This is a genomic window from Pseudomonas sp. B12(2026) (assembly GCF_057767015.1).
In genome coordinates this window covers 4,835,462-4,855,276 of the sequence record NZ_CM173430.1, presented here as the reverse complement: position 1 = coordinate 4,855,276, position 19,815 = coordinate 4,835,462, and the positions used below count along the sequence as shown (strand labels likewise).

The 19,815-nt window shown below is 67.1% G+C and carries 22 protein-coding genes and 1 riboswitch; of the genes, 13 read left to right on the top strand and 9 right to left on the bottom strand.

What is annotated here, in order from left to right; all coding sequences use genetic code 11:
• Positions 1 to 67 precede the first annotated feature (67 nt).
• Together AC3B6A_RS22590 and upp are read right to left on the bottom strand one after the other, a co-directional pair.
• A complete protein-coding gene (locus AC3B6A_RS22590; protein WP_488399342.1) occupies positions 68 to 1,357 on the bottom strand; it encodes a uracil-xanthine permease family protein in 1,290 nt (429 codons plus the stop codon).
• A gap of 3 nt (positions 1,358 to 1,360) precedes the next feature.
• Positions 1,361 to 1,999 (bottom strand): uracil phosphoribosyltransferase, encoded by a 639-nt coding sequence (gene upp, locus AC3B6A_RS22585; protein WP_488399341.1) that lies wholly within the window; start codon positions 1,997 to 1,999, stop codon positions 1,361 to 1,363.
• Positions 2,000 to 2,152: 153 nt separating this feature from the next.
• On the opposite strand from upp, the gene AC3B6A_RS22580 reads away from it, so the two are divergent.
• From AC3B6A_RS22580 to AC3B6A_RS22570, 3 genes are all read left to right on the top strand, one after another.
• Positions 2,153 to 2,710, top strand: coding sequence for a hypoxanthine-guanine phosphoribosyltransferase (locus AC3B6A_RS22580; RefSeq protein ID WP_488399340.1), 558 nt, complete (start codon positions 2,153 to 2,155; stop codon positions 2,708 to 2,710).
• A 2-nt stretch (positions 2,711 to 2,712) separates the two neighbouring features.
• Positions 2,713 to 3,189, top strand: coding sequence for a WbuC family cupin fold metalloprotein (locus tag AC3B6A_RS22575; protein WP_488399339.1), 477 nt, complete (start codon positions 2,713 to 2,715; stop codon positions 3,187 to 3,189).
• A gap of 240 nt (positions 3,190 to 3,429) precedes the next feature.
• Positions 3,430 to 4,854: an aldehyde dehydrogenase family protein gene (locus AC3B6A_RS22570; protein ID WP_488399338.1), complete on the top strand. Its 1,425-nt coding sequence runs from the start codon at positions 3,430 to 3,432 to the stop codon at positions 4,852 to 4,854.
• On the opposite strand, the gene AC3B6A_RS22565 is transcribed toward AC3B6A_RS22570, so the two are convergent.
• Entirely contained in the window at positions 4,838 to 5,755 is a 918-nt protein-coding gene (locus AC3B6A_RS22565; RefSeq protein ID WP_488399337.1) for a LysR family transcriptional regulator, read from the bottom strand. The two genes, AC3B6A_RS22570 and AC3B6A_RS22565, sit on opposite strands and share 17 nt — an antisense overlap.
• Positions 5,756 to 5,882: 127 nt before the next feature.
• On the opposite strand from AC3B6A_RS22565, the gene AC3B6A_RS22560 reads away from it, so the two are divergent.
• The 3 genes from AC3B6A_RS22560 to AC3B6A_RS22550 all read left to right on the top strand — a co-directional run bounded on the left by AC3B6A_RS22560 (position 5,883) and on the right by AC3B6A_RS22550 (position 7,655).
• Positions 5,883 to 6,365 (top strand): hypothetical protein, encoded by a 483-nt coding sequence (locus AC3B6A_RS22560; protein ID WP_488399336.1) that lies wholly within the window; start codon positions 5,883 to 5,885, stop codon positions 6,363 to 6,365.
• Positions 6,366 to 6,464: 99 nt separating this feature from the next.
• On the top strand, positions 6,465 to 6,752 hold the full coding sequence (locus tag AC3B6A_RS22555; protein ID WP_488399335.1) for a PA4642 family protein: 288 nt from the start codon (positions 6,465 to 6,467) through the stop codon (positions 6,750 to 6,752).
• Between the two features lie 501 nt (positions 6,753 to 7,253).
• Positions 7,254 to 7,655, top strand: coding sequence for a VOC family protein (locus tag AC3B6A_RS22550; RefSeq protein WP_488399334.1), 402 nt, complete (start codon positions 7,254 to 7,256; stop codon positions 7,653 to 7,655).
• A 56-nt stretch (positions 7,656 to 7,711) separates the two neighbouring features.
• Here AC3B6A_RS22550 and mqo read toward each other — a convergent pair whose 3' ends face one another.
• Entirely contained in the window at positions 7,712 to 9,205 is a 1,494-nt protein-coding gene (gene mqo, locus AC3B6A_RS22545) for a malate dehydrogenase (quinone) (protein WP_488399333.1), read from the bottom strand.
• An 807-nt stretch (positions 9,206 to 10,012) separates the two neighbouring features.
• Here mqo and AC3B6A_RS22540 point away from each other — a divergent pair.
• Complete coding sequence (locus tag AC3B6A_RS22540) at positions 10,013 to 10,600, top strand: YajG family lipoprotein (protein WP_488399332.1); 588 nt, start codon at positions 10,013 to 10,015, stop codon at positions 10,598 to 10,600.
• A gap of 64 nt (positions 10,601 to 10,664) precedes the next feature.
• Here the strand turns inward: AC3B6A_RS22540 and AC3B6A_RS22535 are convergent, their stop codons facing one another.
• Positions 10,665 to 10,871, bottom strand: coding sequence for a hypothetical protein (locus tag AC3B6A_RS22535; RefSeq protein ID WP_488399331.1), 207 nt, complete (start codon positions 10,869 to 10,871; stop codon positions 10,665 to 10,667).
• A 264-nt stretch (positions 10,872 to 11,135) separates the two neighbouring features.
• Here AC3B6A_RS22535 and AC3B6A_RS22530 point away from each other — a divergent pair, with 264 nt between their 5' ends.
• The gene (locus tag AC3B6A_RS22530) at positions 11,136 to 11,414 is read left to right on the top strand and encodes a hypothetical protein (RefSeq protein ID WP_488399330.1); all 279 of its coding nucleotides are present in this window, start codon (positions 11,136 to 11,138) and stop codon (positions 11,412 to 11,414) included.
• 39 nt (positions 11,415 to 11,453) lie between these two features.
• Here the strand turns inward: AC3B6A_RS22530 and AC3B6A_RS22525 are convergent, their stop codons facing one another.
• On the bottom strand, positions 11,454 to 12,611 hold the full coding sequence (locus tag AC3B6A_RS22525; protein ID WP_488399329.1) for a 1-acyl-sn-glycerol-3-phosphate acyltransferase: 1,158 nt from the start codon (positions 12,609 to 12,611) through the stop codon (positions 11,454 to 11,456).
• Positions 12,612 to 12,751: 140 nt separating this feature from the next.
• Between AC3B6A_RS22525 and AC3B6A_RS22520 the strand changes: the two genes are divergently transcribed.
• Genes AC3B6A_RS22520 through AC3B6A_RS22510 form a run of 3 tightly spaced genes read left to right on the top strand, consistent with a single transcriptional unit; the run spans position 12,752 to position 13,848 of the window.
• Positions 12,752 to 12,934: a CPXCG motif-containing cysteine-rich protein gene (locus tag AC3B6A_RS22520; RefSeq protein ID WP_488399328.1), complete on the top strand. Its 183-nt coding sequence runs from the start codon at positions 12,752 to 12,754 to the stop codon at positions 12,932 to 12,934.
• Positions 12,934 to 13,200: a putative signal transducing protein gene (locus AC3B6A_RS22515; protein ID WP_488399327.1), complete on the top strand. Its 267-nt coding sequence runs from the start codon at positions 12,934 to 12,936 to the stop codon at positions 13,198 to 13,200. The genes AC3B6A_RS22520 and AC3B6A_RS22515 overlap by 1 nt, the downstream gene beginning before the upstream one ends.
• Before the next feature lie 36 nt (positions 13,201 to 13,236).
• On the top strand, positions 13,237 to 13,848 hold the full coding sequence (locus tag AC3B6A_RS22510; protein WP_488399325.1) for an SOS response-associated peptidase: 612 nt from the start codon (positions 13,237 to 13,239) through the stop codon (positions 13,846 to 13,848).
• A gap of 261 nt (positions 13,849 to 14,109) precedes the next feature.
• Here the strand turns inward: AC3B6A_RS22510 and AC3B6A_RS22505 are convergent, their stop codons facing one another.
• On the bottom strand, positions 14,110 to 16,245 hold the full coding sequence (locus tag AC3B6A_RS22505; RefSeq protein WP_488399324.1) for a methyl-accepting chemotaxis protein: 2,136 nt from the start codon (positions 16,243 to 16,245) through the stop codon (positions 14,110 to 14,112).
• 192 nt (positions 16,246 to 16,437) lie between these two features.
• Here AC3B6A_RS22505 and AC3B6A_RS22500 point away from each other — a divergent pair, with 192 nt between their 5' ends.
• Together AC3B6A_RS22500 and AC3B6A_RS22495 are read left to right on the top strand one after the other, a co-directional pair.
• Entirely contained in the window at positions 16,438 to 17,256 is an 819-nt protein-coding gene (locus AC3B6A_RS22500) for a M48 family metallopeptidase (RefSeq protein ID WP_488399323.1), read from the top strand.
• Between the two features lie 35 nt (positions 17,257 to 17,291).
• Positions 17,292 to 18,299, top strand: a complete 1,008-nt coding sequence (locus tag AC3B6A_RS22495; protein ID WP_488399322.1) for an NAD-dependent epimerase/dehydratase family protein — start codon at positions 17,292 to 17,294, stop codon at positions 18,297 to 18,299.
• Positions 18,300 to 18,459: 160 nt separating this feature from the next.
• Here AC3B6A_RS22495 and AC3B6A_RS22490 read toward each other — a convergent pair whose 3' ends face one another.
• Positions 18,460 to 18,903, bottom strand: coding sequence for a ketosteroid isomerase-related protein (locus AC3B6A_RS22490; RefSeq protein ID WP_488399321.1), 444 nt, complete (start codon positions 18,901 to 18,903; stop codon positions 18,460 to 18,462).
• Positions 18,904 to 18,998: 95 nt separating this feature from the next.
• Positions 18,999 to 19,580, bottom strand: a complete 582-nt coding sequence (locus AC3B6A_RS22485) for a TMEM165/GDT1 family protein (RefSeq protein ID WP_488399320.1) — start codon at positions 19,578 to 19,580, stop codon at positions 18,999 to 19,001.
• Positions 19,581 to 19,669: 89 nt separating this feature from the next.
• A riboswitch (yybP-ykoY riboswitch) is annotated at positions 19,670 to 19,789 on the bottom strand.
• Between the last annotated feature and the right edge of the window lie 26 nt (positions 19,790 to 19,815).

Below are 19,815 nucleotides of genomic sequence, written 5' to 3'. Positions count from 1 at the left end.
TCAGCGGGAGCGTGCGTTCGCCGGACTTTCCGTGGGCAGGGCGCCGCCGGCTGGCGGCGCCCCTGACTCACTCGGCGGACTTCTCGCCGGCGCCTTCTTCCAGCGCCTTGTTCTCCCAGCCTTCCTCGCCCGGCAGGATCAGGTTTAGCAGGATCGCGACGATGGCGCACAGGGCGATGCCCTTCAGGCCGAAATCGTCCGGGCCGGTGCCGGTGCCGATCAGCACGCCGCCGATGCCGAACACCAGGGTCACCGAGACGATGCACAGGTTGCGCGCCTGGGACAGGTCGACCTTGTGGCGGATCAGGGTGTTCATGCCCACCGAGGCGATGGTGCCGAACAGCAGGCAGAGGATGCCGCCCATCACCGGCACCGGGATGCTCTGCAGGATGGCGCCGAACTTGCCGACGAAGGCCAGGCCGATGGCGAACGCCGCCGCCCAGGTCATGATCTTCGGGTTGTAGTTCTTGGTCAGCATCACCGCGCCGGTCACTTCCGCGTAGGTGGTGTTCGGCGGGCCGCCGAACAGGCCGGCGGCGGAGGTGGCGATGCCGTCGCCGAGCAGGGTGCGGTGCAGGCCCGGGGTCTTCAGGTAGTTCTTGCCGGTCACGCCGCCTATCGCGATCACGCCGCCGATGTGCTCGATGGCCGGGGCCAGCGCCACCGGGACGATGAACAGGATGGCCTGCCAGTTGAATTCCGGGGCGGTGAACTTCGGCAGCTCCAGCCAGGGGGCGGCGACGATCTTCGCCACGTCGACCACCCCGAAGGCGAAGGCCAGGCCGTAGCCCACCAGCACGCCGGCGATGATCGGCACCAGGCGCAGCATGCCCTTGCCGAACACCGCGACGATCAGGGTGGTGATCAGCGCCGGCATGGAGATCAGCATGGCGGTCTTGTACGGGATCAGCTCGCTGCCGTCGCCGGCCTTGCCCATCGCCATGTTGGCGGCGATCGGCGCCATGGCCAGGCCGATGGAGATGATCACCGGACCGATCACCACCGGCGGCAGCAGGCGGTCGATGAAGCCGGTGCCCTTGATCTTCACCGCCAGGCCCAGGAAGGTGTAGACGAAGCCCGCCGCCACCACGCCGCCCATGGTCGCGGCCAGGCCGAACTGGCCCTTGGCGAGGATGATCGGGGTGATGAAGGCGAAGCTCGAAGCCAGGAACACCGGCACCTGGCGGCCGGTGACGAGCTGGAACATGAGGGTGCCGAAGCCGGCGGTGAACAGCGCGACGTTCGGGTCCAGGCCGGTGATCAGCGGCATCAGCACCAGCGCGCCGAAGGCCACGAAGAGCATCTGCGCGCCGGAGATGACCTGGCGCCACAGCGGTTCGTTGAATTCATCGGCCATGAATCAGGTGTCCTTCTGCTTGGTGCCGAAGATCTTGTCACCGGCATCGCCCAGGCCCGGCATGATGTAGCCGTTCTCGTTCAGGCACTGGTCGATCGACGCGGTATAGATGAGCACGTCCGGATGCGCATCGTTGACCGCCTTGATCCCTTCCGGCGCCGCCACCAGCACCATGGCGCGGATGTCCTTGCTGCCGGCCCTCTTCAGCAGGTTGATGGTGGCGACCATGGAGCCGCCGGTGGCCAGCATCGGGTCGATGATCAGCGAGCGGCGCTCGGCGATGTCCGGTGCGAGCTTTTCCAGGTAGGTGTGCGCTTCCAGGGTTTCCTCGTTGCGCGCCACGCCCACGGCGCTGACCTTGGCGCCCGGAATCAGGCTGAGCACGCCGTCGAGCATGCCGATGCCGGCGCGCAGGATCGGCACCACGGTGATCTTCTTGCCGGCGATCTTCTCCACCTGCACCGGGCCGGCCCAGCCTTCGATCTCGTAGTTCTCCAGCGGCAGGTCCTTGGTCGCTTCGTAGGTCAGCAGGGCGCCTACTTCCTGGGCCAGCTCGCGGAAATTCTTGGTGCTGATGTCATGGCGGCGCATCAGACCGATCTTGTGTCGGATCAGGGGATGGCGGATCTCGAGTATGGGCATGGACGGGGTCTCCGGACGGGCTGGCAAAAAAATTGCGGTAGCGTAATGCATCCTAGCCACCTTGGGCCACGATTGTTGGCGAGTTTCGTCCGCTGCCCCTTGCCCCATGGCACGCCTATAGGTACCTTTCCGCACTTTTTCCGGAGAACCCCCATGTCCGTCGATCTCGCGCACATCCGCCAAGTCATGGCCGAAGCCGACTGCCTTTACACCAACGCCGAGGTCGAGGCCGCCATCGCCCGCGTGGCCGAGGCCATCAACGGCACCCTGGCCGAGACCAACCCGGTGGTGTTCTGCGTGATGAACGGCGGCCTGATCTTCTCCGGCAAGCTGCTGCCGCTGCTGAATTTCCCGCTGGAAGCGTCCTACCTGCATGCGACCCGTTACCGCAACGAGACCACCGGCGGCGAGCTGTTCTGGAAGGCCAAGCCGGAAGTCTCCTTCATCGACCGCGACGTGCTGATCGTCGACGACATCCTCGACGAAGGGCACACCCTCTCGGCGATCATCGACTTCTGCAAGCACGCCGGCGCCCGCCACGTGCACACCGCCGTGCTGATCGACAAGGACCACGACCGCAAGGCCCGCCCGGACCTGAAGGCCGACTACGTGGGGCTGTCCTGCATCGACCGCTACATCTTCGGCTACGGCATGGACTACAAGGGCTACTGGCGCAACGCCGCCGGCATCTTCGCGGTCAAGGGCCTGTGACGATGAGCGGGCCGCGTTTCCTCGACAGCGCGCTGTTCGACGAGCTCGCGGCCCGCGCCGCCGCCAGTCCCCGGCGCCGGCAGAACCACAACTTCCACGAGCAGGCCGAACCCTGCCACCGGCTGCTCAACGCGTTGCAGCCGGACAGCTACATCCCGCCGCATTGCCATCGCCACCCGGACAAGGCCGAGAGCCTGCTGGCGGTGAAGGGCGCGCTGGGCCTGCTGGTCTTCTCCGACTCCGGCGAGCTGCTCGCCACCCGCGAACTGCGCGCGGGCGGCGAATGCGTCGGCGCCGACCTGCCGCCGGGCACCTTCCACGCCATCGTCGCGCTGGAGCCGGACAGCGTGATGTTCGAAGCCAAGGCCGGCCCCTTCGTGCCGCTGGCCGAGGACGAGCGCGGCCAGTGGGCCCCGCGCGAGGGCGAGGCGGGCGCCGCCGAATACCTGGCCTGGATGCGGGCGCAGTTTCCGGCCTGACCCCTGCTGCGACCCTTGGCGCCGGTTGTTCCCGTAGGAGCGGACCTTGTCCGCGAAAAGCGCCTGTAAGGCACTCCGATGGGGCCGGGAGCCAGGATTTCGCGGACAAGGGCCAGGCGCCCCCGTCGCTCCTACTGAATGCATTGAATCCTGTCGATGCATGCATGGCGAAACACGCATTTTTGCCGATGCATGCCCCACCTATCCTGCGGCCCTCACGAAAAACCGCCCGAGGTTCGCATGTCCCGTCTTCTCTATATCGATGGCCAGTGGCAGGCCGCCGACAGCGGCGCCGTCCTGCGCCCGATCGATCCGTCCACCCGTGAAGCGCTGCCGGAAGTCGCCTGCGCCGCCGCCGCCGATATCGAGCGCGCCGTCACCGCGGCCCGGCGTGCCTTCGCCGACTGGCGCCAGACCCGTGCCGCCGAGCGTGCCGGCTACCTGCGCGGCTTCGCCGAACAGCTGGACGCCCGCCGCGAAGCGCTGATCGCCCTGCAGATGCAGGCCAGCGGCAAGCCGCGTCTGGAGGCCGAAATCGACATCGGCGACGCCATCGCCACCTTCGCCTACTACGCCGAGCTGGCCGACCAGCTGGACACCCGGCAGAACGCCGAAGTCGCCCTGCCGGACGCCGGCTTCCGCTCGCAGACCCGCTTCGAGCCCCTCGGCGTGGTCGGGCTGATCGTGCCGTGGAACTTCCCGCTGGTGACCAGCGCCTGGAAAGTCGCGCCGGCGCTGGCGGCGGGCTGCACCGTGGTGCTCAAGCCGTCCGAGATCACCCCGCTGATCGAACTGGTGCTGGGTGAAATCGCCGACGCCATCGGCCTGCCCGCCGGCGTGCTGAACCTGGTGCCCGGCCTGGCCGATGCCGGCGCCGCGCTGTGCGGCCATCCGGGCATCGCCAAGCTGTCCTTCACCGGCAGCAACGCCGTGGGCCGCAAGGTGATGGAAGCCGCCGCCGCGCGCACCCTGCCGGTGGGACTGGAGCTGGGCGGCAAGTCGCCGATCCTGGTGTTCGAGGACTGCGACCTGGACGAGGCGGTGCAGTGGATCATCGCCGGCGTCTACTGGAACGCCGGGCAGATGTGCTCCGCCACCTCGCGCCTGCTGGTGCAGGCGTCCATCGCCGATGCGCTGCTGGCCAAGCTGAAGGCCGCAGTGGAGGGGCTGCGCGTCGGCAACCCGCTGCTGGGCGAGACCGACATGGGCCCGATGACCAGCGAGGCGCAGTACCGCAAGGTGCTCGACTACTTCGCCGTCGCCCGCGACGAGGGCCTGAATTGCCTGACCGGCGGCGAAGCCGGCGAGGGCTGGTTCATCCGTCCGACCGTCTATGCCGAGGTGCCGGCGGACAGCCGCCTGTGGCGCGAGGAAATCTTCGGCCCGGTGCTCTGCGTGCGCCGCTTCGACGACGAGGCTGACGCCCTGCGCCAGGCCAACGACAGCGACTTCGCCCTGGCCGCCACCGTGTGCAGCGCCGACCTGGAACGCGCCCAGCGCGTGGCGGAGCGCCTGGAGGCCGGCCACGTCTGGCTGAACTCGCCGCAGGTGGTGTTCCCGCAGACCTCCTGGGGCGGCGGCAAGCGCAGCGGCATCGGCCGCGAGCTGGGCCCGTGGGGCCTGTCGGCGTTCCTCGACATCAAGCACATCACCGCGCCGCGCTGATTGATTCCACTCCGTGCTCCAGGCGCAGGTCCTCCACCAGCGCCTGCAGTGCTTCGTTGTGTCCCGGCTCGTCGCGCACCACCAGGCTGTGGGTGATGCCGTAGCCGAGGCGGTCCGGCAACAGGGCGCGCATCTCGCCCTGTTGCACCCAGCGCTCGGCGTAATGCGTCGGCAGGTAGCCCAGGTGCGTGCCGGCGCGTACCGCGAGGAGCACCGCTTCCATGTGCTGGGTGAAGGCCGTGCTGCGCTGCGCGTCGGCCGGCAGCTGCACGTCGGCCACCGCATAGCCGTGCTGGACCCAGTCGCAGCTTTCCAGCTCGGCGGCGTCCGTCACCTCCTTGTCGAACAGCGGATGTTCGCGCCCGCAGAACACCGCCACCCGCTCGTGGTACAGCGGCTCGTAGCGCAGGTTCGGCAGGCGCCGGCTGAAGCAGGCGATGGCCAGGTGCAGGCGGCTGTTGAGCACCAGGCGCTCCAGTTCGCTGGAGGATTCGATGAGGAAGTGCAGGCGCACGTCCTGGTCGCGGCGGTTGAAGCGCGCCAGGGTCTGGTGGATGCGCGCGCCGGGGAGGGTGGCGATGTTGTCGGCCAGGCCGATGTGCAGCTCGCCGACCAGCCGCCCGGCCAGCGACTGAACCTGGTCGCGGAACTCGCCCAGCGCGGCGAACAGGTTCTGCGCGTAGTCCAGCACCCGCTCGCCTTTCTCGGTCAGGCGGAAGCCGCCCTTGCCACGCTCGCACAGGCGATAGCCCAGGCGCGTCTCCAGGCTGGCGATGTGCGTGCTGATGGTCGACTGGCCCATGCCCAGTTCGCCCTGGGCGGCGGAGAAGCCGCCGCAGCGCACCACGCAGGCGAAGATGCGCAGCAGGCGCAGGTCGAGGTCGGAGACGTTGTGCAGCATGGTTTTTTCGATGTTTATGGATGGTTGCTTCGAAGGCTATCAATGTATCGGTGCGCTCGCCATGTGCGCCTGTCGTGCCGCTCCGGGCGCGTGCTAGAGTGCTGCGCCCTGTCCCGCGGAGGTGATGATGTCCGTTCGCATGCCGGGCGCCGTGCTGGCGCTGCTGTTCTGTCTCCCTCTTGTCGCCGCTGCCGCGCCGATGCACAGCCAGTTCCTGCCGCCGGATGATGCCGGCCTGCGCCAGGGCGAGCCGGAGCAGCAGCAACTGCTGCAGGTCACCGAATACAGCGTGGTGCTGGGCAACCAGCGCCAGTCCAGCCAGCAGCCGATCCCGATCACCACGCCGGCGCTGCTGCGCCTGAAAGGCAAGCCGATGAACAAGGGCGCGGAGATCAGCCAGGTGGTGATCAGCTTCGACGCCGAGGGCAAGAGCCTGAAGAAGCCGGTCTACGACGAGAAGACCCGCGTGCTCAGCCTCTATTACCCACAGGCGGCTTATCCACAGCTGCTCGACCTGCTGCGCAACGGCACCGTCTATGTGCAGTTCCTCAGCTATGCCAACGGCCATATCTGGGCCGACCTGCACACCGGCGCGGTGCGCGCGCGTTGAGCCACGCCCGCGCGCAGGGTTAAACTCGCCGTTCCGTGGCGCCCGGCCTGAACCGATGCGGGCCGCGATCCCCGAGTCAGTCGTAGAGAGAAGCGAGCGATGCGTAAAGACAAGAAGCAGGTGATTGGCGAAGAAATCGGCGATGACGCCATCAAGCTGTTCCTCAGCGTGGAGCCGGCCGACGACACCCCGCCCTCCCTGCACAAGCTGGTCAAGGCCTACCGTGGCCTGCGCATCGACGACTTCGAGCGCTTCGTCGGCTTCTTCGTCGAGGCTGGTTACGACCTGTCCGCCAAGGATGCCAAGGGCCAGGACTTCATCGCCCTGGTCCAGGACCAGCGCCAGGCCGAGCCCTATATCGAAGTGATCAAGGCTGCCCGCGGCTGATCGCTTCGACTCGTTGAAAAGCCCGCCTTGTGCGGGCTTTTTCGTTTCTGTTGCCCGGTGCTTCTCGAGGCCCGCTTTCGTAGGAGCGGACCTTGTCCGCGATGCTTTTTGTTTGGGTGTTTCTGCGCCGCTTCGGCGTGTGCTGAAAGATTTTGTTTCGCCCCCTCGGGCGACCTACTTTGGCAAACGACCCAAAGTAGGCAAAGGTCTGTGCCCCATCATCCGGGTCCCGCTTCGCGGGACTTCCCTCGTTCCATCGAAGTTTCAGGGGCCCGCGTTGACGGGCCATCCCTGGCCCGACAACGCTCTCGCGGCATCCATGCCGCTCGACCCCTGAAACTCCGATTCCACTCGGCCTCCTGAAGGGGCGCTCCGGCGCGCGCGGATATTCCTCTGGAAACCGCTTTTGCTTTTCGTAGGAGCGAGCTTGCTCGCGAACCCATCCCCGATTCCGCGCCTAGACTTCTCCTTACAACGATAACGACAGGCGAGGACGAAGCCGTGCAAGTACAGCCCTATCTGTTTTTCCATGGTCGCGCCGATGAGGCCATTGCCTTCTACCAACACGCCGTGGGCGCCGAACTCAACATGCTGATGCGCTACGAGGAAGCGCCCGGCCCGTCGCCGGTGCCGGACGGTTGGCTGGACAAGGTGATGCACGCCAGCCTGCGGATCGGCGATAGCGAGGTTCTGCTGTCCGATGGCCGTGGCGAGCACAACGCCGCCTTCAATGGTTTCTCCCTGCACCTGGCGCTGCGCAGCGTGGTGGCGGCGGAGCAGGCGTTCGCCGCGTTGGCGGAGGAGGGGCGGGTGGACATGCCGCTGGAGAAGACCTTCTGGGCCCAGCGCTTCGGCATGCTCACCGACCGCTTCGGCGTCGGCTGGATGGTCAGCTGTCACTGACCGCACCGGAAACGAAAAAGCCCGCCGGAAGGCGGGCTTTTTCATGGGCGCAAGGCTCAGGACGCGGCGATGATCTGCAGCCGGTCGGCGGTCATCAGGTTGACTTCGCGGTAAGTCGCGGCGTCGGTTTCCAGCTGCTTCTCGCGGGCCGGGAAGATTTCCTTGAGCTTGGCGGTCCACTCGGCCGACTTGTAGCGCTCGGGGAAGCAGCGCTCCAGCAGGCCCAGCATGATCGACACGGTGACCGACGCGCCCGGGGAGGCGCCGAGCAGGGCGGCGATTGTGCCGTCCTCGGCGGCCACCAGCTCGGTGCCGAACTGCAGGATGCCGCCTTTCTTGGCGTCCTTCTTGATGATCTGCACGCGCTGGCCGGCCGTTTCCAGGCGCCAGTCGGCCGGGTTCAGCTCGGGGTAGAACTTGCGCAGGGAGTCGATGCGCTGCTCCATGGACTGCATGACTTCCTTCACCAGGTAGCGGGTGAGGTCCATGTTGTCGCGGGCCACGGCGAGCATCGGCAGCAGGTTGCTGGTGCGCACCGAGAGCGGCAGGTCGAGGAAGGAACCATGGCGCAGGAACTTGGTGGAGAAGCCGGCGTAGGGTCCGAACAGCAGGGACTTCTTGCCGTCGACCACGCGGGTGTCCAGGTGCGGTACGGACATCGGCGGGGCGCCCACTTCGGCCTGGCTGTAGACCTTGGCCTGGTGGTGCTTGACCACTTCCGGGTTGTCGCAACGCAGCCACTGGCCGCTCACCGGGAAGCCGCCGAAGCCCTTGCTTTCCGGGATGCCGGACATCTGCAGCAGCGGCAGCGCGCCGCCGCCGGCGCCGAGGAAGACGAACTTCGCGTTGATCCTGCGCGCTTCGCCCGACTGGGTGTTCTTGATGTCCACCAGCCAGCCGTCGCCGTTGCGCTCCAGGCCCACCACCTTCTGGAAGTAGCGGACTGCGCTGCCTTCGCGGCTGGCCAGGTAGCTCAGCAGCTGGTTGGTCAGCGCGCCGAAGTTGACGTCGGTGCCGCTTTCCACGCGGGTGGCGGCGACCTGCTCGTCGGCCGGGCGGCCGGGCATGGTCAGCGGCGCCCATTCGCCGATCGTGGCGCGGTCCTCGGTGTACCGCATCGAGGCGAACGCGTGGTGCTGGCTGAGCAGCTCATGGCGCTTCTTCAGGAAGGGGATGTCCTTGCCGCGAACGAAGCTCATGTGCGGAACGGGGTTGATGAAGTTGCGCGGCGAGCCGAAGGCTTCCTTCCCGGCGAGGTAGGCCCAGAACTGCTTGGACACCTCGAACTGGGCGTTGATGTTCACCGCCTTCTTGATGTCGACCGAGCCGTCGGCGGCCTGCGGGGTGTAGTTCAGCTCGCAGAGACCGGCGTGGCCGGTACCGGCGTTGTTCCACGGGTTGGAACTCTCGATGGCTCCGGACTCCTGCAGTTCGACGATCTCGAGCTTGACGCCCGGATCGACCTCCTTGAGCAGGACAGCCAGGGTTGCGCTCATGATGCCGGCGCCTACCAGCAGCACGTCCATCGATTCGTAATCGTTCTGCGCCATTAACGCGTCTCCAGAAATCTATCAGCAGCCAGTTGTGACAGGGACTTCGCGCTGAACGCGGATAAGCCGCCTGTCCGAATTCTTCTCAGGTCAAAGGACCTTTCGCGAATGCGCCCAAGCCGGGATCGGAGGAGGGGGAAATGCGTTCCTTCTCGGCAGTCCACGGCGGACGTCGGGCATCCGCAAGTGCATCCGGGTGGGCGCTTATGCGCGGCTTCCGGTGCCGAAAAAGCGATTCAGTGCTGCGGTGTCAGACGTTAATGGTGCTGCTACCGACGCAAAACTATTCATTGCTCGCCACACTCTCGTGAAGTAGTGAAAAACCTTCAGATCACGCTCTTTTGGAGGCGTGAAACTCAAAGGGGGTCGTCGTTGCGGGCCGGTCCGGTCTCCGTACGGAGTGGGCGGCTGCATCCTTGCCAAGCGTTCTGCGCAACGAACGTAATGTGCGACGGCCAGTGACCGAGGCGAGTGGCGACTCTCTTTGAGGGGAGGCAGAGGCGAGACACGGTGTGTCGGCATCGTGCGGGGCCCGACCAGGAGGCGTCCTTATAATCGGGGGGCGATTATAGCGGCGAAAGAAAAAAAAAGCCCTGCACCTTAGACTTTTTTCCTAGTACATACCTCTTGATTTGCCTTTCCCGTCCCGAGGAGGTGCGCCCCGCACCTGGGCGGGTCGATACGGCGTCCGGCCGCGCCGGCCAGGGAACCCGGGAAGCGGATTCCGCGTCCAATGGCCAGGCGCTATCTGCCCGCGCTGACGGCCGGTATACTGCCGGCCATTGCCCACCCCATGGAGAGATGAGCATGCTGCAACGCTTGTTGCTCAGCTTTATCGCTGTTGCCAGCCTGGCCCTGAGCGGCTGTGCCCTCAGCCCGCAACAACTCAACCCGGACCCGGTGTTCAAGGGCCCCATCGCCCCCGTTGGCCAGGGCCAGCCGGTGGTGGTGAAGGTCGTCGACGGCCGTCCCAGCACCTCGCTGGGCACCCGTGGCGGCCTGTATTCCGAAACCAGCTCGATCACCGTGCGCAGCGAGGACGTGATTCCCAAGCTGCAGGCCCAGGCCGAAGCCGCCGTGCGCCTGCTGGGCTTCACCCCGTCGCCGAACGCCTACAACGCGCCGCAACTGACCCTGACCCTGGCCGAACTGAAGTACCAGTCGCCCAAGGAAGGCGTGTACGTCACCGAGGCCGACATCGGCGCCACCTTCCGCGTCGACGTGCAGAACAGCGTGCGTCGCTACAGCGGCCGCTACGGCGCATCGACCAACCAGCGTTTCGGCATGGCGCCCAACCAGGCGACCAACACCAAGCTGGTGAGCGAGGTGCTCAGCGATGCCCTGAACCGCGTGTTCAAGGACCCGACCATCGGCCAGACGCTGAACCAGCGCTGATCGATTCCGGCATGAAAAAGCCCGGCCTGAGCCGGGCTTTTTCATGGGCGGCCGAACGTGCGGGTCAGGCCGCCTGGCGGTACGGATCGACTTCGCAGAACGGTACGCGCTCGTGGGTTTCCGGCAGGTCCAGGTGTTCGTGGCCGCAGGCCTGGGTATAGACCAGCCAGTGGTCGTCCTGGACGTTGAAGGACAGTTCGGTGACCACTGCTTCGATTTCTTCCAGGTGTTCGATCAGGTAGGTGCTTTCGTGGGGGACGATCTCGAGCATGACGAATCTCCTAGCGAAGGACCGGATGGGCAGAATCGTTGAAGCCAATGGCGTGCCAGGTGGCAGAGGGGTCTTAGACCCTTTTCCGATAATTCTTACGCTCGTCGTAAATGAGCGTTGCGCGCTGGCTGAGGCGACTGGCCTGCGGATAAAATGCGCGACGAATATTTCTCATCCATGACGGGCGATGCCCGTTCATCCAGCAGACTCACCCCCGGCTTTCCTTCGCGATAACTGGCGTGCAGTCCCGAGGCGGAGGTTGTGATGTCGCTGCAGGCGCTCTGGAATCTGTTCCAGGCCCATCCCGGCCGGATCCTCAATGATCTGGCGCTGTTCTTCGCCCTTGCGGGCGCCTGGCTGTTGCTCGCCACCCGCCGCCGCGAACGCCTGGCCCTGGCGCGACTGGTCGCCGAAAGCGAGGTGCAGCCGCAACCGCTGGACAGCTTCGAGCCGACGGCCCGGCTGAACCGCTTCTTCTACCGTTTCGGCTTCGCCTGCATGGCGCTGGCGCTGGCGGTCAGCTGGTTCAGCACGCGGCTGTGATGCGACGGAATTGAAAAAGGCGCCCGAGGGCGCCTTTTTTCATGCCTGCCGGAGGCGGTACTGGTTCAGTACCGGGTTGGCGTATTGCAGGATCAGGTAGGCGCGCTGCTCGATGGGGCAGGCCGCCAGGCGACGCTCCCATTCGGTGCGGGCGCGGCGCAGTTCCTCGCCCTTGAACAGGCTCTCGGCGGTGGGCACCTGCAGGCCCGGGTCGCGCAGCTCGGAGGCCTCGTAGGCCAGGTAGTGCACCGGGAACAGCCGGTAGTTGCCGAGGATCTGCCGGTCCAGCTCGGCGGCCAGCTGCTTGGCGTCGCCGAACTCGCCGGTGACTTCCTCGCCGAAGTTGATGTGCACGCGGCCCTTGTAGCCGGTGATGCCCTGGACGATGCTGCGGTCGTCCTCGCCCGGCGCCTTCTTATATTCGCCGGTGCTGGCGCGGGTGAACATCTCGCAGGCCTTGGCGGCGTCGCAGGGGTCGTATTCGTAGCTGATCGACACCGGGATCAGGTGCAGCTCGCGGACCACCTGGGCGAACGGCTCGTCCTTGCGGCTCATGTGGAACATCTTGAGGATCGCCGAGTCGGTGCGGTCGTCACCGTCCTTGGCGCGGCCCTCGGCCTGGGCGATCCAGATCGACTGGCCGTCCTTGCAGATCGAGTGATTGATGTAGGCCGAGAGGTTCTGGTACGCCGCCAGCTTCTCGCGCCGGCCGCTGATCGAGCGGTGCACGATGAAGCTCTTGTTCAGGCGCATCAGGTCGCTGACGAAGGGCTTCTGCAGCAGGTTGTCGCCGATGGCGATGCGCGGCGTCGGCAGCTTGGCGTGGTAGATCGCATAGTTGCAGAAGGCCGGATCCATCACGATGTCGCGGTGGTTGGCGATGAACAGGTAGGCGCGGCCGGGCTTCAGGCGCTCGACGCCGGAGTAGGTGACCCCGTCGGTGGCATGCTCGATGGTGCGGTCGACATAGGGCTCGAACTTGTCCTGCAGCGCGACGATGCTGCGGATGCCGGTGACTTCGCGGGCCAGCCGATGGGCTATAAGTGGTCTGAGCAGCCAGCCGAGCGGGCCGGACAGACGGGGAAAGCGGTAACGCGCCAGCGCGCCGAGGAAGGCGTCATCGCTCAGCAGGCGTTGCAGGACGGCCGGGACTTCGGCGTCGTCGTAAGGTCGGATGGCTTCGAACTCGCCCATCATGCTCTCTATGAATTTTTTTGGGATATCACGGGCCGGGCCGCGAAGTAGACGACTCGGAGGGCTCCCGGGGGACCGCCTGGTCAGGCCGGGCGCCCTGAAAGACCGCGCGATTATAAACGGAAGTCACAGGGGAACCAGCGATGCTCGAACGTCAGGCCTATACCTGCCCCTATTGCGGCGAGCCGGCGGAGGCGCTGCTCGACCTCTCCGGCGGCGACCAGCGTTACTATGAAGACTGCCCGGTGTGTTGCCGGCCGATCCTGTTCCAGCTCTGCACCGACGGCGTGGACTGGACTCTGGAAGTGCAGCGGGAGGACGACTGATGCAGCGAATCTACGAACCCGCCGACCTGATCGAGGCCGAGTTGCTGGCCGGGATGCTGGCCAACGAGGGCATTTCGTCGCACCTGGGCGGGCGCCACCTGCTCGGCGGTATCGGCGAGCTGCCGGGCATGGGCCTGCTGCACCTGTGGGTCGAGGACGAGCACGCCGAGCGCGCGAGGGAACTGATCGCCGCGTACAATGCCGCGCAACCCCTGCCGGGGCCCGCCGACGACAACGACGCCGGCCCTGGCGTCCTGCTCTGCTGATGGTTCCTCCCCCGTCCTCATGAATCCTTTCCTCCCATGACCAGCCGCTACGCCCTGTTCCGCTGGAATCGCGAGCTCGCCGACAGCGCCGGGTTCCCCGCAGAGTTGCAGCCGCAGTGGAACCTCGCCCCCGGCGCGCGCGTGCTGATGCTGCGCGAGGAGGGCGGTGCGCGCCGCGCCGACTTGGCGCGCTGGGGCCTGACGCCGGCCTGGCTGAAGGACCTGTCGCGCACGCCGGCCCACGCCCGCGCCGAAACCATCGCCGAGCAGCCGATGTTCCGCGACGCCTTCGCCCAGCGCCGCTGCCTGCTGCCGGCCAACGGCTTCTACGAGTGGCGCGGCGTGCGCAAGCGGCCGCACTGGCTTTCCGGCGGCGGGCTGATCTGTTTCGCGGCGGTGTGGGAGGCCTATCCGGTGGCGGGCCACACCTATTACAGCGTGGCGATGGTCACCCAGGCGGCGGGCGACATGCGCCGGCCGCTGATCCTCGACGCGGCCGAGCAGGCGCAGTGGCTGTCGAACGACACCGATACGGCGCGGCTGCTGGAGCTGCTGCAACTGCCCCAGGCGCGCCTGCGCGAGCAGGTGCTGGCGAATTTCGTCAACGACCCCGCCTGCAACGGGCCGGAGTGCCTGACCCCGGCCTGAGGGGCGGATTCCCTGTAGAAGAGAGGGGGCGCCCAGCCCTTGTCCGCGAAGGCCTCGGGGCACTCCTGTGTCGAGGGCATGAACACCCGTAGGAGCGAGCTTGCTCGCGAACGGGGCCTGAGCGGCGCGCTGCGGTGATTTCCCGTGGGGACGGATTCCGCCTCGCGGGATTTCGCGGACAAGGTCCGCTCCTACGAGATCAAGAGCCGCAACCATGCAGCGCTGGCGCCCTGTAGAAGCGGATCCATGTCCGCGATCACGCTACACCTTGAACTGATTCACCAGCCGCCGCTGCTGCTCGGCCAGCCGGGTCAGCTCGGCGCTGGCCTGGGAGGCCTCGTCGGCGCCGCCGGCCACCTGGTTGGCGACCAGGCCGATGTTGCTGACGTTGCGGTTGATGTCCTCGGCCACCGCGCTCTGTTCCTCGGCGGCGCTGGCGATCTGGGTGTTCATGTCGTTGATCACCGACACCGCCTGGGTGATCGATTCCAGCGCCTGGGCCGCCTCGCCGGCGTGGCGCACGCTGTCGTCGGTCTTCTCCTGGCTGTGCTGCATCACCTGCACCACTTCGCGGGTGCCGTTCTGCAGCTGCTGGATCATCGACTGGATTTCCTCGGTGGCCTGCTGGGTCTTCTGCGCCAGGTTGCGCACCTCGTCGGCGACCACCGCGAAGCCGCGCCCCTGTTCGCCGGCGCGTGCCGCTTCGATGGCGGCGTTGAGGGCCAGCAGGTTGGTCTGCTCGGCGATGCCGCGGATGGCCACCAGGATCGCGTTGATGTTCTCGCTGTCGCGGGCCAGGGCCTGCACCACGTTCACCGCGCGGCCGATCTCGCCGGCCAGCGCCTGGATCGCCGCCGAGCTGCTCTCGACGATGCGCTTGCCCTGGTGCGCGGCCTGGTCGGCGTGGTTGGCCGCTTCCGCCGCGTGGGTGGCGTTGCGCGCCACGTCCTGGGCGGTGGCGGTCATCTCGTGGACGGCGGTGGCCACCAGCTCGATTTCCGCCAGTTGCTGCTGCACGCCCTGGTTGGTGCGGATGGCGATGTCGGCGGTGTGCTCGGAGGAATCGCTGACGTGCTGCACCGAGGTCACCACCTGGCCGATCATGCCCTGCAGCTTGCCGAGGAAGGTGTTGAAGCCCCTGGCGATCGAGCCCAGTTCGTCGGCGCGGTCGCTGGTCAGGCGGCGGGTCAGGTCGCCTTCGCCCTGGGCGATGTCGTCGAGCATGCCGACCAGCTGGCGCAGCGGGCGGGCGATGCCGTGGCCGACCAGCCAGATCACCGCCAGGCCGATGGCGGCGACGAGCAGGCCGACCAGGGTCATGCCGAGGGTGTCGCCGTCGCGCTGGGATTTCAGGTCGCTCTGCAGTTTGTTCAGCTCGCCCAGCACCGCGTCCTGCGGCAATTGCAGCACCAGCGTCCAGCGCGCGCCGGTGTCGGCGATGGAGAAGGGCAGGAACAGCTCGATCTGGCCGTGCTGCGCGTCGAGCGTCGACAGCGGCTGGTCCAGCGTGAGCCCGGGCAGCTTGGCGACGGCATCGGCGTCCAGCACGCTGGCGGCCGGCTCGCCGAGCTTGCCGGCGTCCTTGGTGTAGGCGACCAGGCGGCCGTTGCTGGAGATCAGCGCCATCTCGCCGGCGCCGTCGTAGAGGTGGCTGTCGGCGTTCTTCAGCAGGGTCTGGATGAAGTCCAGCGACAGGTCGACGCCCACCGAACCCTTGAACTGGCCGTTGACCAGGATCGGCGCGTTGAAGGAGGACATCAGCACCATCTTGCCGCCCATCTCGTAGGGCGCCGGGTCGATGATGCAGGGCTGGCGCTTCTCCTTCGGGCACAGGTAGTACTCGCCCTCGCGCACGCCGGTGGGCTGGATCTTCTGGCTTTCCAGGGTGTCGCCCATGGCCTCGACGGTCAGGCTGCCGTCGGCCTTGCGGTACCACCAGGGCATGAAGCGGCCGCTGGCGTCGTAGCCCGCGCGGCCGGCGTAGTCGCTGTCGTTGCCGGCGAAGGCGTTGGGTTCCCAGCCGGCGAAGGCATCGAGCAGCTTGGGATTCTGCTCCACGGTCTGGCGCAGCAGGCCGGACATCTGCTCGCGGCCGATGCCCAGCCGCGCGGCGCCGCTGGCGTCGGTCTGGTCGATCAGGGCGTTGGTGTTGGCCAGGTCCCTGGCGACGGTCAGCGGGTATTCCAGCTCGCGCTGGATCTGGCTGACCTGGCCGCGCGCCATGGCCACCAGGCGCTCGTTGATCACCTGTTCGAGCAGGCGCTGGGTGCGCTCCTGCACCATGGCCTCCGTCCGCGCCCCGGCGAACAGGGCGTACAGCACCAGTGCAGCGACCACCGCCAGGACGCTGGCGCCGGCCAGCACCACCACGGAAAACTGGATCGACTTGAATTTCATACCGGGTACCCGACTGTCCCTGAGCCTGCGTGTCCTTCCTTATCGGCACGGCCGGGAGGATTCCTTAGGCGGCGGTTGTAATGGGTTGTAACGAGGTCGGGCGCCGCCCGTTGCGGGGTGGTTGCCGGCCACCGGGGGGCGGCCTACCATGCGCGCTGTCTTTGGCAGATTGCGCAGTTTCAGGAGAGCAGCATGCCCCGTATTTTCCGTGTCGCCGGCCTGGCCGCAGCCCTGCTGCTGAGCGCTTGCCAGCAGGTGAACACCACCAGTGGCGGCGTTGTCGGCGTCAACCGCCAGCAGAACATGTTCAGCATGCTGTCCAGCGAGCAGGTCGATCAGATGTACGCCCAGTCCTACCAGCAGACCCTCGGCGAGGCGTCGAAGGCCGGCAAGCTGGACGCCAGCAGCGGCGATGCCAGGCGCGTGAACGCCATCGCCCGCCGGCTGATTGCGCAGACCGGCACCTTCCGCCCGGACGCGCCGTCCTGGAAGTGGGAAGTCAACGTGATCAAGAGCGACGAGCTCAACGCCAACTGCGGCCCCGGCGGCAAGATCATCGTCTACACCGGGCTGATCGATCAGCTCAAGCTGAGCGACGACGAACTCGCCGCGGTGATGGGCCACGAGATCGCCCACGCCCTGCGCGAGCACGGCCGCGAAGCCATGTCCGAGGCCTATGCCCAACAGATGGGCCTGGGCATCGGCGGCGCCCTGCTGGGCCTGGGCCAGAGCAGCGTCGACCTGGCGCAGCAGGTCGTCGAATACAGCCTGACCCTGCCCAACAGCCGGCAGAACGAGAACGAAGCCGACCTGATCGGCCTGGAACTGGCCGCCCGCGCCGGCTATAACCCCAACGCCGCGACGACGCTGTGGCAGAAGATGGGGCAGGCCGGTGGCGAGGCGCCGCCGGAAATCCTCAGCACCCACCCGTCCGACAGTACCCGGATGGCCAACCTGCAGGCCGCTATTCCCAAGGTGATGCCGCTGTACGAGCAAGCCAAGGGCCAGTGAATGGCCCGCCAGGAGCGGCGCGCGGTAGCGCCGCCTTGCAACCTGAACAGGGAGCGCCCGTGAAAATCGCCGTACTCGGAGCCACAGGGCTCCTCGGCCACCATGCCGCCCGCGCCATCAAGGCCGCGGGACACCAGCTGGTGCTGATCCATCGGCCGTCGTCGCAGATCCAGCGCCTGGCCTACCTCGAACCGGAATGCCGGGCCGCCGAACTCTTCGACCACCAGGGCATGGCGCGCGCGCTGAGCGGGCTGGACGCGGTGATCTTCAGCGCCGGCTACTACCCGGTGCGGCCGCGCCGCTGGCAGGAGGAGGTGGCCAGCGCCCTGGACCAGACCAACCATTTCTACGCCGCCTGCCTGCAGGCGAAGGTGCCGCACATCCTCTACGTCGGCTCGGCCTTCGCCATGCCGCAGCACCCGCAGGGGCTGCCGGGGCACGAAGGGCTGTTCTACGAGGGCCTGCCCACTGGCAAGAGCGCCTACGTCATGTGCAAGTGGGCGCTCGACGAGCAGGCCCGCGAGCAGGCCCGTGGCGGCTTGCCGGTGGTGATCGGGATTCCCGGCATGGTGCTGGGCGAACTCGACATCGGCCCGACCACCGGCCGCCTGATCACCGCCATCGCCCATGACGAGATGCTTCACTACGTGCCGGGCCGGCGCAACGTCATCGACGCCGCCGAGGCCGGCCGCGGCCTGCTGCTGGCGCTGGAGCGCGGCCGGGTCGGCGAGCGCTACCTGCTCACCGGGCACAACATCGAGATGGGCGAGCTGACCGCCACCATCGCCCGCCTGCTCGGCAAGCCGGCGCCCACGCCGATGCCGCTGCACCGCGCGCGCGCCCTGGCGACCCTGGGCCGCTGGCGCTACCGGCTGACCGGCAAGATGCCGCTGCTGGACGATACGGCGATCGAGGTGATGGCCGGGGGGCAGTTCCTCGACGGACGCAAGGCGCGCGAGGAGCTGTGCTTCGAGTCCCAGGTGCCGCTGGAGGAAACGCTGGAGCGGGCGATCGCCTGGTTCCGCGCCAACGATTACCTCTGATTCGTGCGCGCGGTGGACTGCTCTTGTAGGAGCGGATCTCATCCGCGATGACCGCGACAGCGGTGCCGTTCTCGACTACCGGCCTGCCGGCCGGATCGCGGATGAGATCCGCTCCTACGAAGAGCACGAAAAAGCCCGGCGGGTGCCGGGCTTTGTCATGTCAGGGCAGCGCCTTCTCGGCGAAGGGCCGGTTCTGCAGGCCCATCTGCGCGCGGAAGCTCTCCATGTCGAACATGGTGCACAGTTCGAGGACTTCCCCGGTGCTGCTGAACACCCAGAAGCCCATGGCGGACAGGCTGAGGATCTTCTTGCTGGCCGGATAGCCGAAGGCGGGGCGGGAGATGCTGCCCAGCAGGGTGCTCCAGGTGAACACCTTGTTGCCTTCGCGGATGCATTCCTCCACCACCACCTCCAGGTCCGGCATGGCCGAGCGGATCTGCTCCACCAGCTTGCGGTAGCCGGCGTTGTTCAGCGGCTGCGCGGTGAAGGCGCTCTTGTAGATGAAGTCCGGGCTGTGCAGCTGCTCGGCCAGCGCCAGGTGACCCTTGTTCCAGGTGAGGTCGATGTGCTGGCGGGCGAGCTTCTTGAGATCCTTCTCCGGCATGGCGCCTCCTGAGGGCTGGGACGATGGCGCATCACTGTGTCGCGGATGCGCGGCACAGGCATTGGCCGGCGCGCCAGCCCCCAGGCGCTCAGGCGTCAGAACACCCCGCCGACCTTCAGCGCGTGCCACGCGGCGGCCAGGCCGAGGACCGCGAAGGCGGCGGCGGCGAGGCGGCGGATCAGGTTGAGCGGCAGGCGCTCGGCGGCGAAGTTGCCCGCCAGCACCACCGGCACGTTGGCGATCAGCATGCCCAGGGTGGTGCCCATCACCACCAGCAGGAAATGCGGGTACTGCGCGGCCAGCATCACCGTGGCGACCTGGGTCTTGTCGCCCATCTCGGCGAGGAAGAAGGCGATCAGGGTGGTGAGGAAGGGGCCGAACTTCTTCAGCGCGCCTTCTTCGTCGTCATCCAGCTTGTCCGGAATCAGGGTCCAGGCGGCCACGGCCAGGAAGCAGGCGGCCAGCACCCAGCTCAGCACGGTTTCCGAGAAGAACGAGGCGACCCAGCTGCCGATGGCGCCGGCGGCGAAGTGGTTGGCCAGGGTGGCGGCGATGATCCCGGCGATGATCGGCCAGGGCTTGCGGAAACGCGCGGCGAGGACGAGCGCGAGCAGTTGCGTCTTGTCGCCGATTTCGGCCAGGGCAACGATCAGGGTTGGGACGAACAGGGATTCCATCAGGCTTCCTAAGGGGCGGGTCGACTCGGCACCATGACACGCGCCACCTGCCCGCCCCGGGTCAGGTCGCTCGTGTCATAGGTCTTGTCAAACCCGGGCCTGGACGATGCAGGCGTGGGTCGCACGCGCCATGGTCTGCGGACCAAGTGTGTTGACGCGTGCCGGGCGAGCTGGGCGCTCGCGGGAGACTACTCCCCTAGGACGGCGCGCATTCTGCCCAAGTCGCCGGACTTGG

Bases quoted from the DNA above. Each gene is read 5' to 3' on its own strand.
- AC3B6A_RS22590 (WP_488399342.1), bottom strand. From the start codon at position 1,357: ATGGCCGATGAATTCAACGAACCGCTGTGGCGCCAGGTCATCTCCGGC.
- upp (WP_488399341.1), bottom strand. From the start codon at position 1,999: ATGCCCATACTCGAGATCCGCCATCCCCTGATCCGACACAAGATCGGT.
- AC3B6A_RS22580 (WP_488399340.1), top strand. From the start codon at position 2,153: ATGTCCGTCGATCTCGCGCACATCCGCCAAGTCATGGCCGAAGCCGAC.
- AC3B6A_RS22575 (WP_488399339.1), top strand. From the start codon at position 2,713: ATGAGCGGGCCGCGTTTCCTCGACAGCGCGCTGTTCGACGAGCTCGCG.
- AC3B6A_RS22570 (WP_488399338.1), top strand. From the start codon at position 3,430: ATGTCCCGTCTTCTCTATATCGATGGCCAGTGGCAGGCCGCCGACAGC.
- AC3B6A_RS22565 (WP_488399337.1), bottom strand. From the start codon at position 5,755: ATGCTGCACAACGTCTCCGACCTCGACCTGCGCCTGCTGCGCATCTTC.
- AC3B6A_RS22560 (WP_488399336.1), top strand. From the start codon at position 5,883: ATGTCCGTTCGCATGCCGGGCGCCGTGCTGGCGCTGCTGTTCTGTCTC.
- AC3B6A_RS22555 (WP_488399335.1), top strand. From the start codon at position 6,465: ATGCGTAAAGACAAGAAGCAGGTGATTGGCGAAGAAATCGGCGATGAC.
- mqo (WP_488399333.1), bottom strand. From the start codon at position 9,205: ATGGCGCAGAACGATTACGAATCGATGGACGTGCTGCTGGTAGGCGCC.
- AC3B6A_RS22540 (WP_488399332.1), top strand. From the start codon at position 10,013: ATGCTGCAACGCTTGTTGCTCAGCTTTATCGCTGTTGCCAGCCTGGCC.
- AC3B6A_RS22535 (WP_488399331.1), bottom strand. From the start codon at position 10,871: ATGCTCGAGATCGTCCCCCACGAAAGCACCTACCTGATCGAACACCTG.
- AC3B6A_RS22530 (WP_488399330.1), top strand. From the start codon at position 11,136: ATGTCGCTGCAGGCGCTCTGGAATCTGTTCCAGGCCCATCCCGGCCGG.
- AC3B6A_RS22525 (WP_488399329.1), bottom strand. From the start codon at position 12,611: ATGATGGGCGAGTTCGAAGCCATCCGACCTTACGACGACGCCGAAGTC.
- AC3B6A_RS22520 (WP_488399328.1), top strand. From the start codon at position 12,752: ATGCTCGAACGTCAGGCCTATACCTGCCCCTATTGCGGCGAGCCGGCG.
- AC3B6A_RS22515 (WP_488399327.1), top strand. From the start codon at position 12,934: ATGCAGCGAATCTACGAACCCGCCGACCTGATCGAGGCCGAGTTGCTG.
- AC3B6A_RS22510 (WP_488399325.1), top strand. From the start codon at position 13,237: ATGACCAGCCGCTACGCCCTGTTCCGCTGGAATCGCGAGCTCGCCGAC.
- AC3B6A_RS22505 (WP_488399324.1), bottom strand. From the start codon at position 16,245: ATGAAATTCAAGTCGATCCAGTTTTCCGTGGTGGTGCTGGCCGGCGCC.
- AC3B6A_RS22500 (WP_488399323.1), top strand. From the start codon at position 16,438: ATGCCCCGTATTTTCCGTGTCGCCGGCCTGGCCGCAGCCCTGCTGCTG.
- AC3B6A_RS22490 (WP_488399321.1), bottom strand. From the start codon at position 18,903: ATGCCGGAGAAGGATCTCAAGAAGCTCGCCCGCCAGCACATCGACCTC.
- AC3B6A_RS22485 (WP_488399320.1), bottom strand. From the start codon at position 19,580: ATGGAATCCCTGTTCGTCCCAACCCTGATCGTTGCCCTGGCCGAAATC.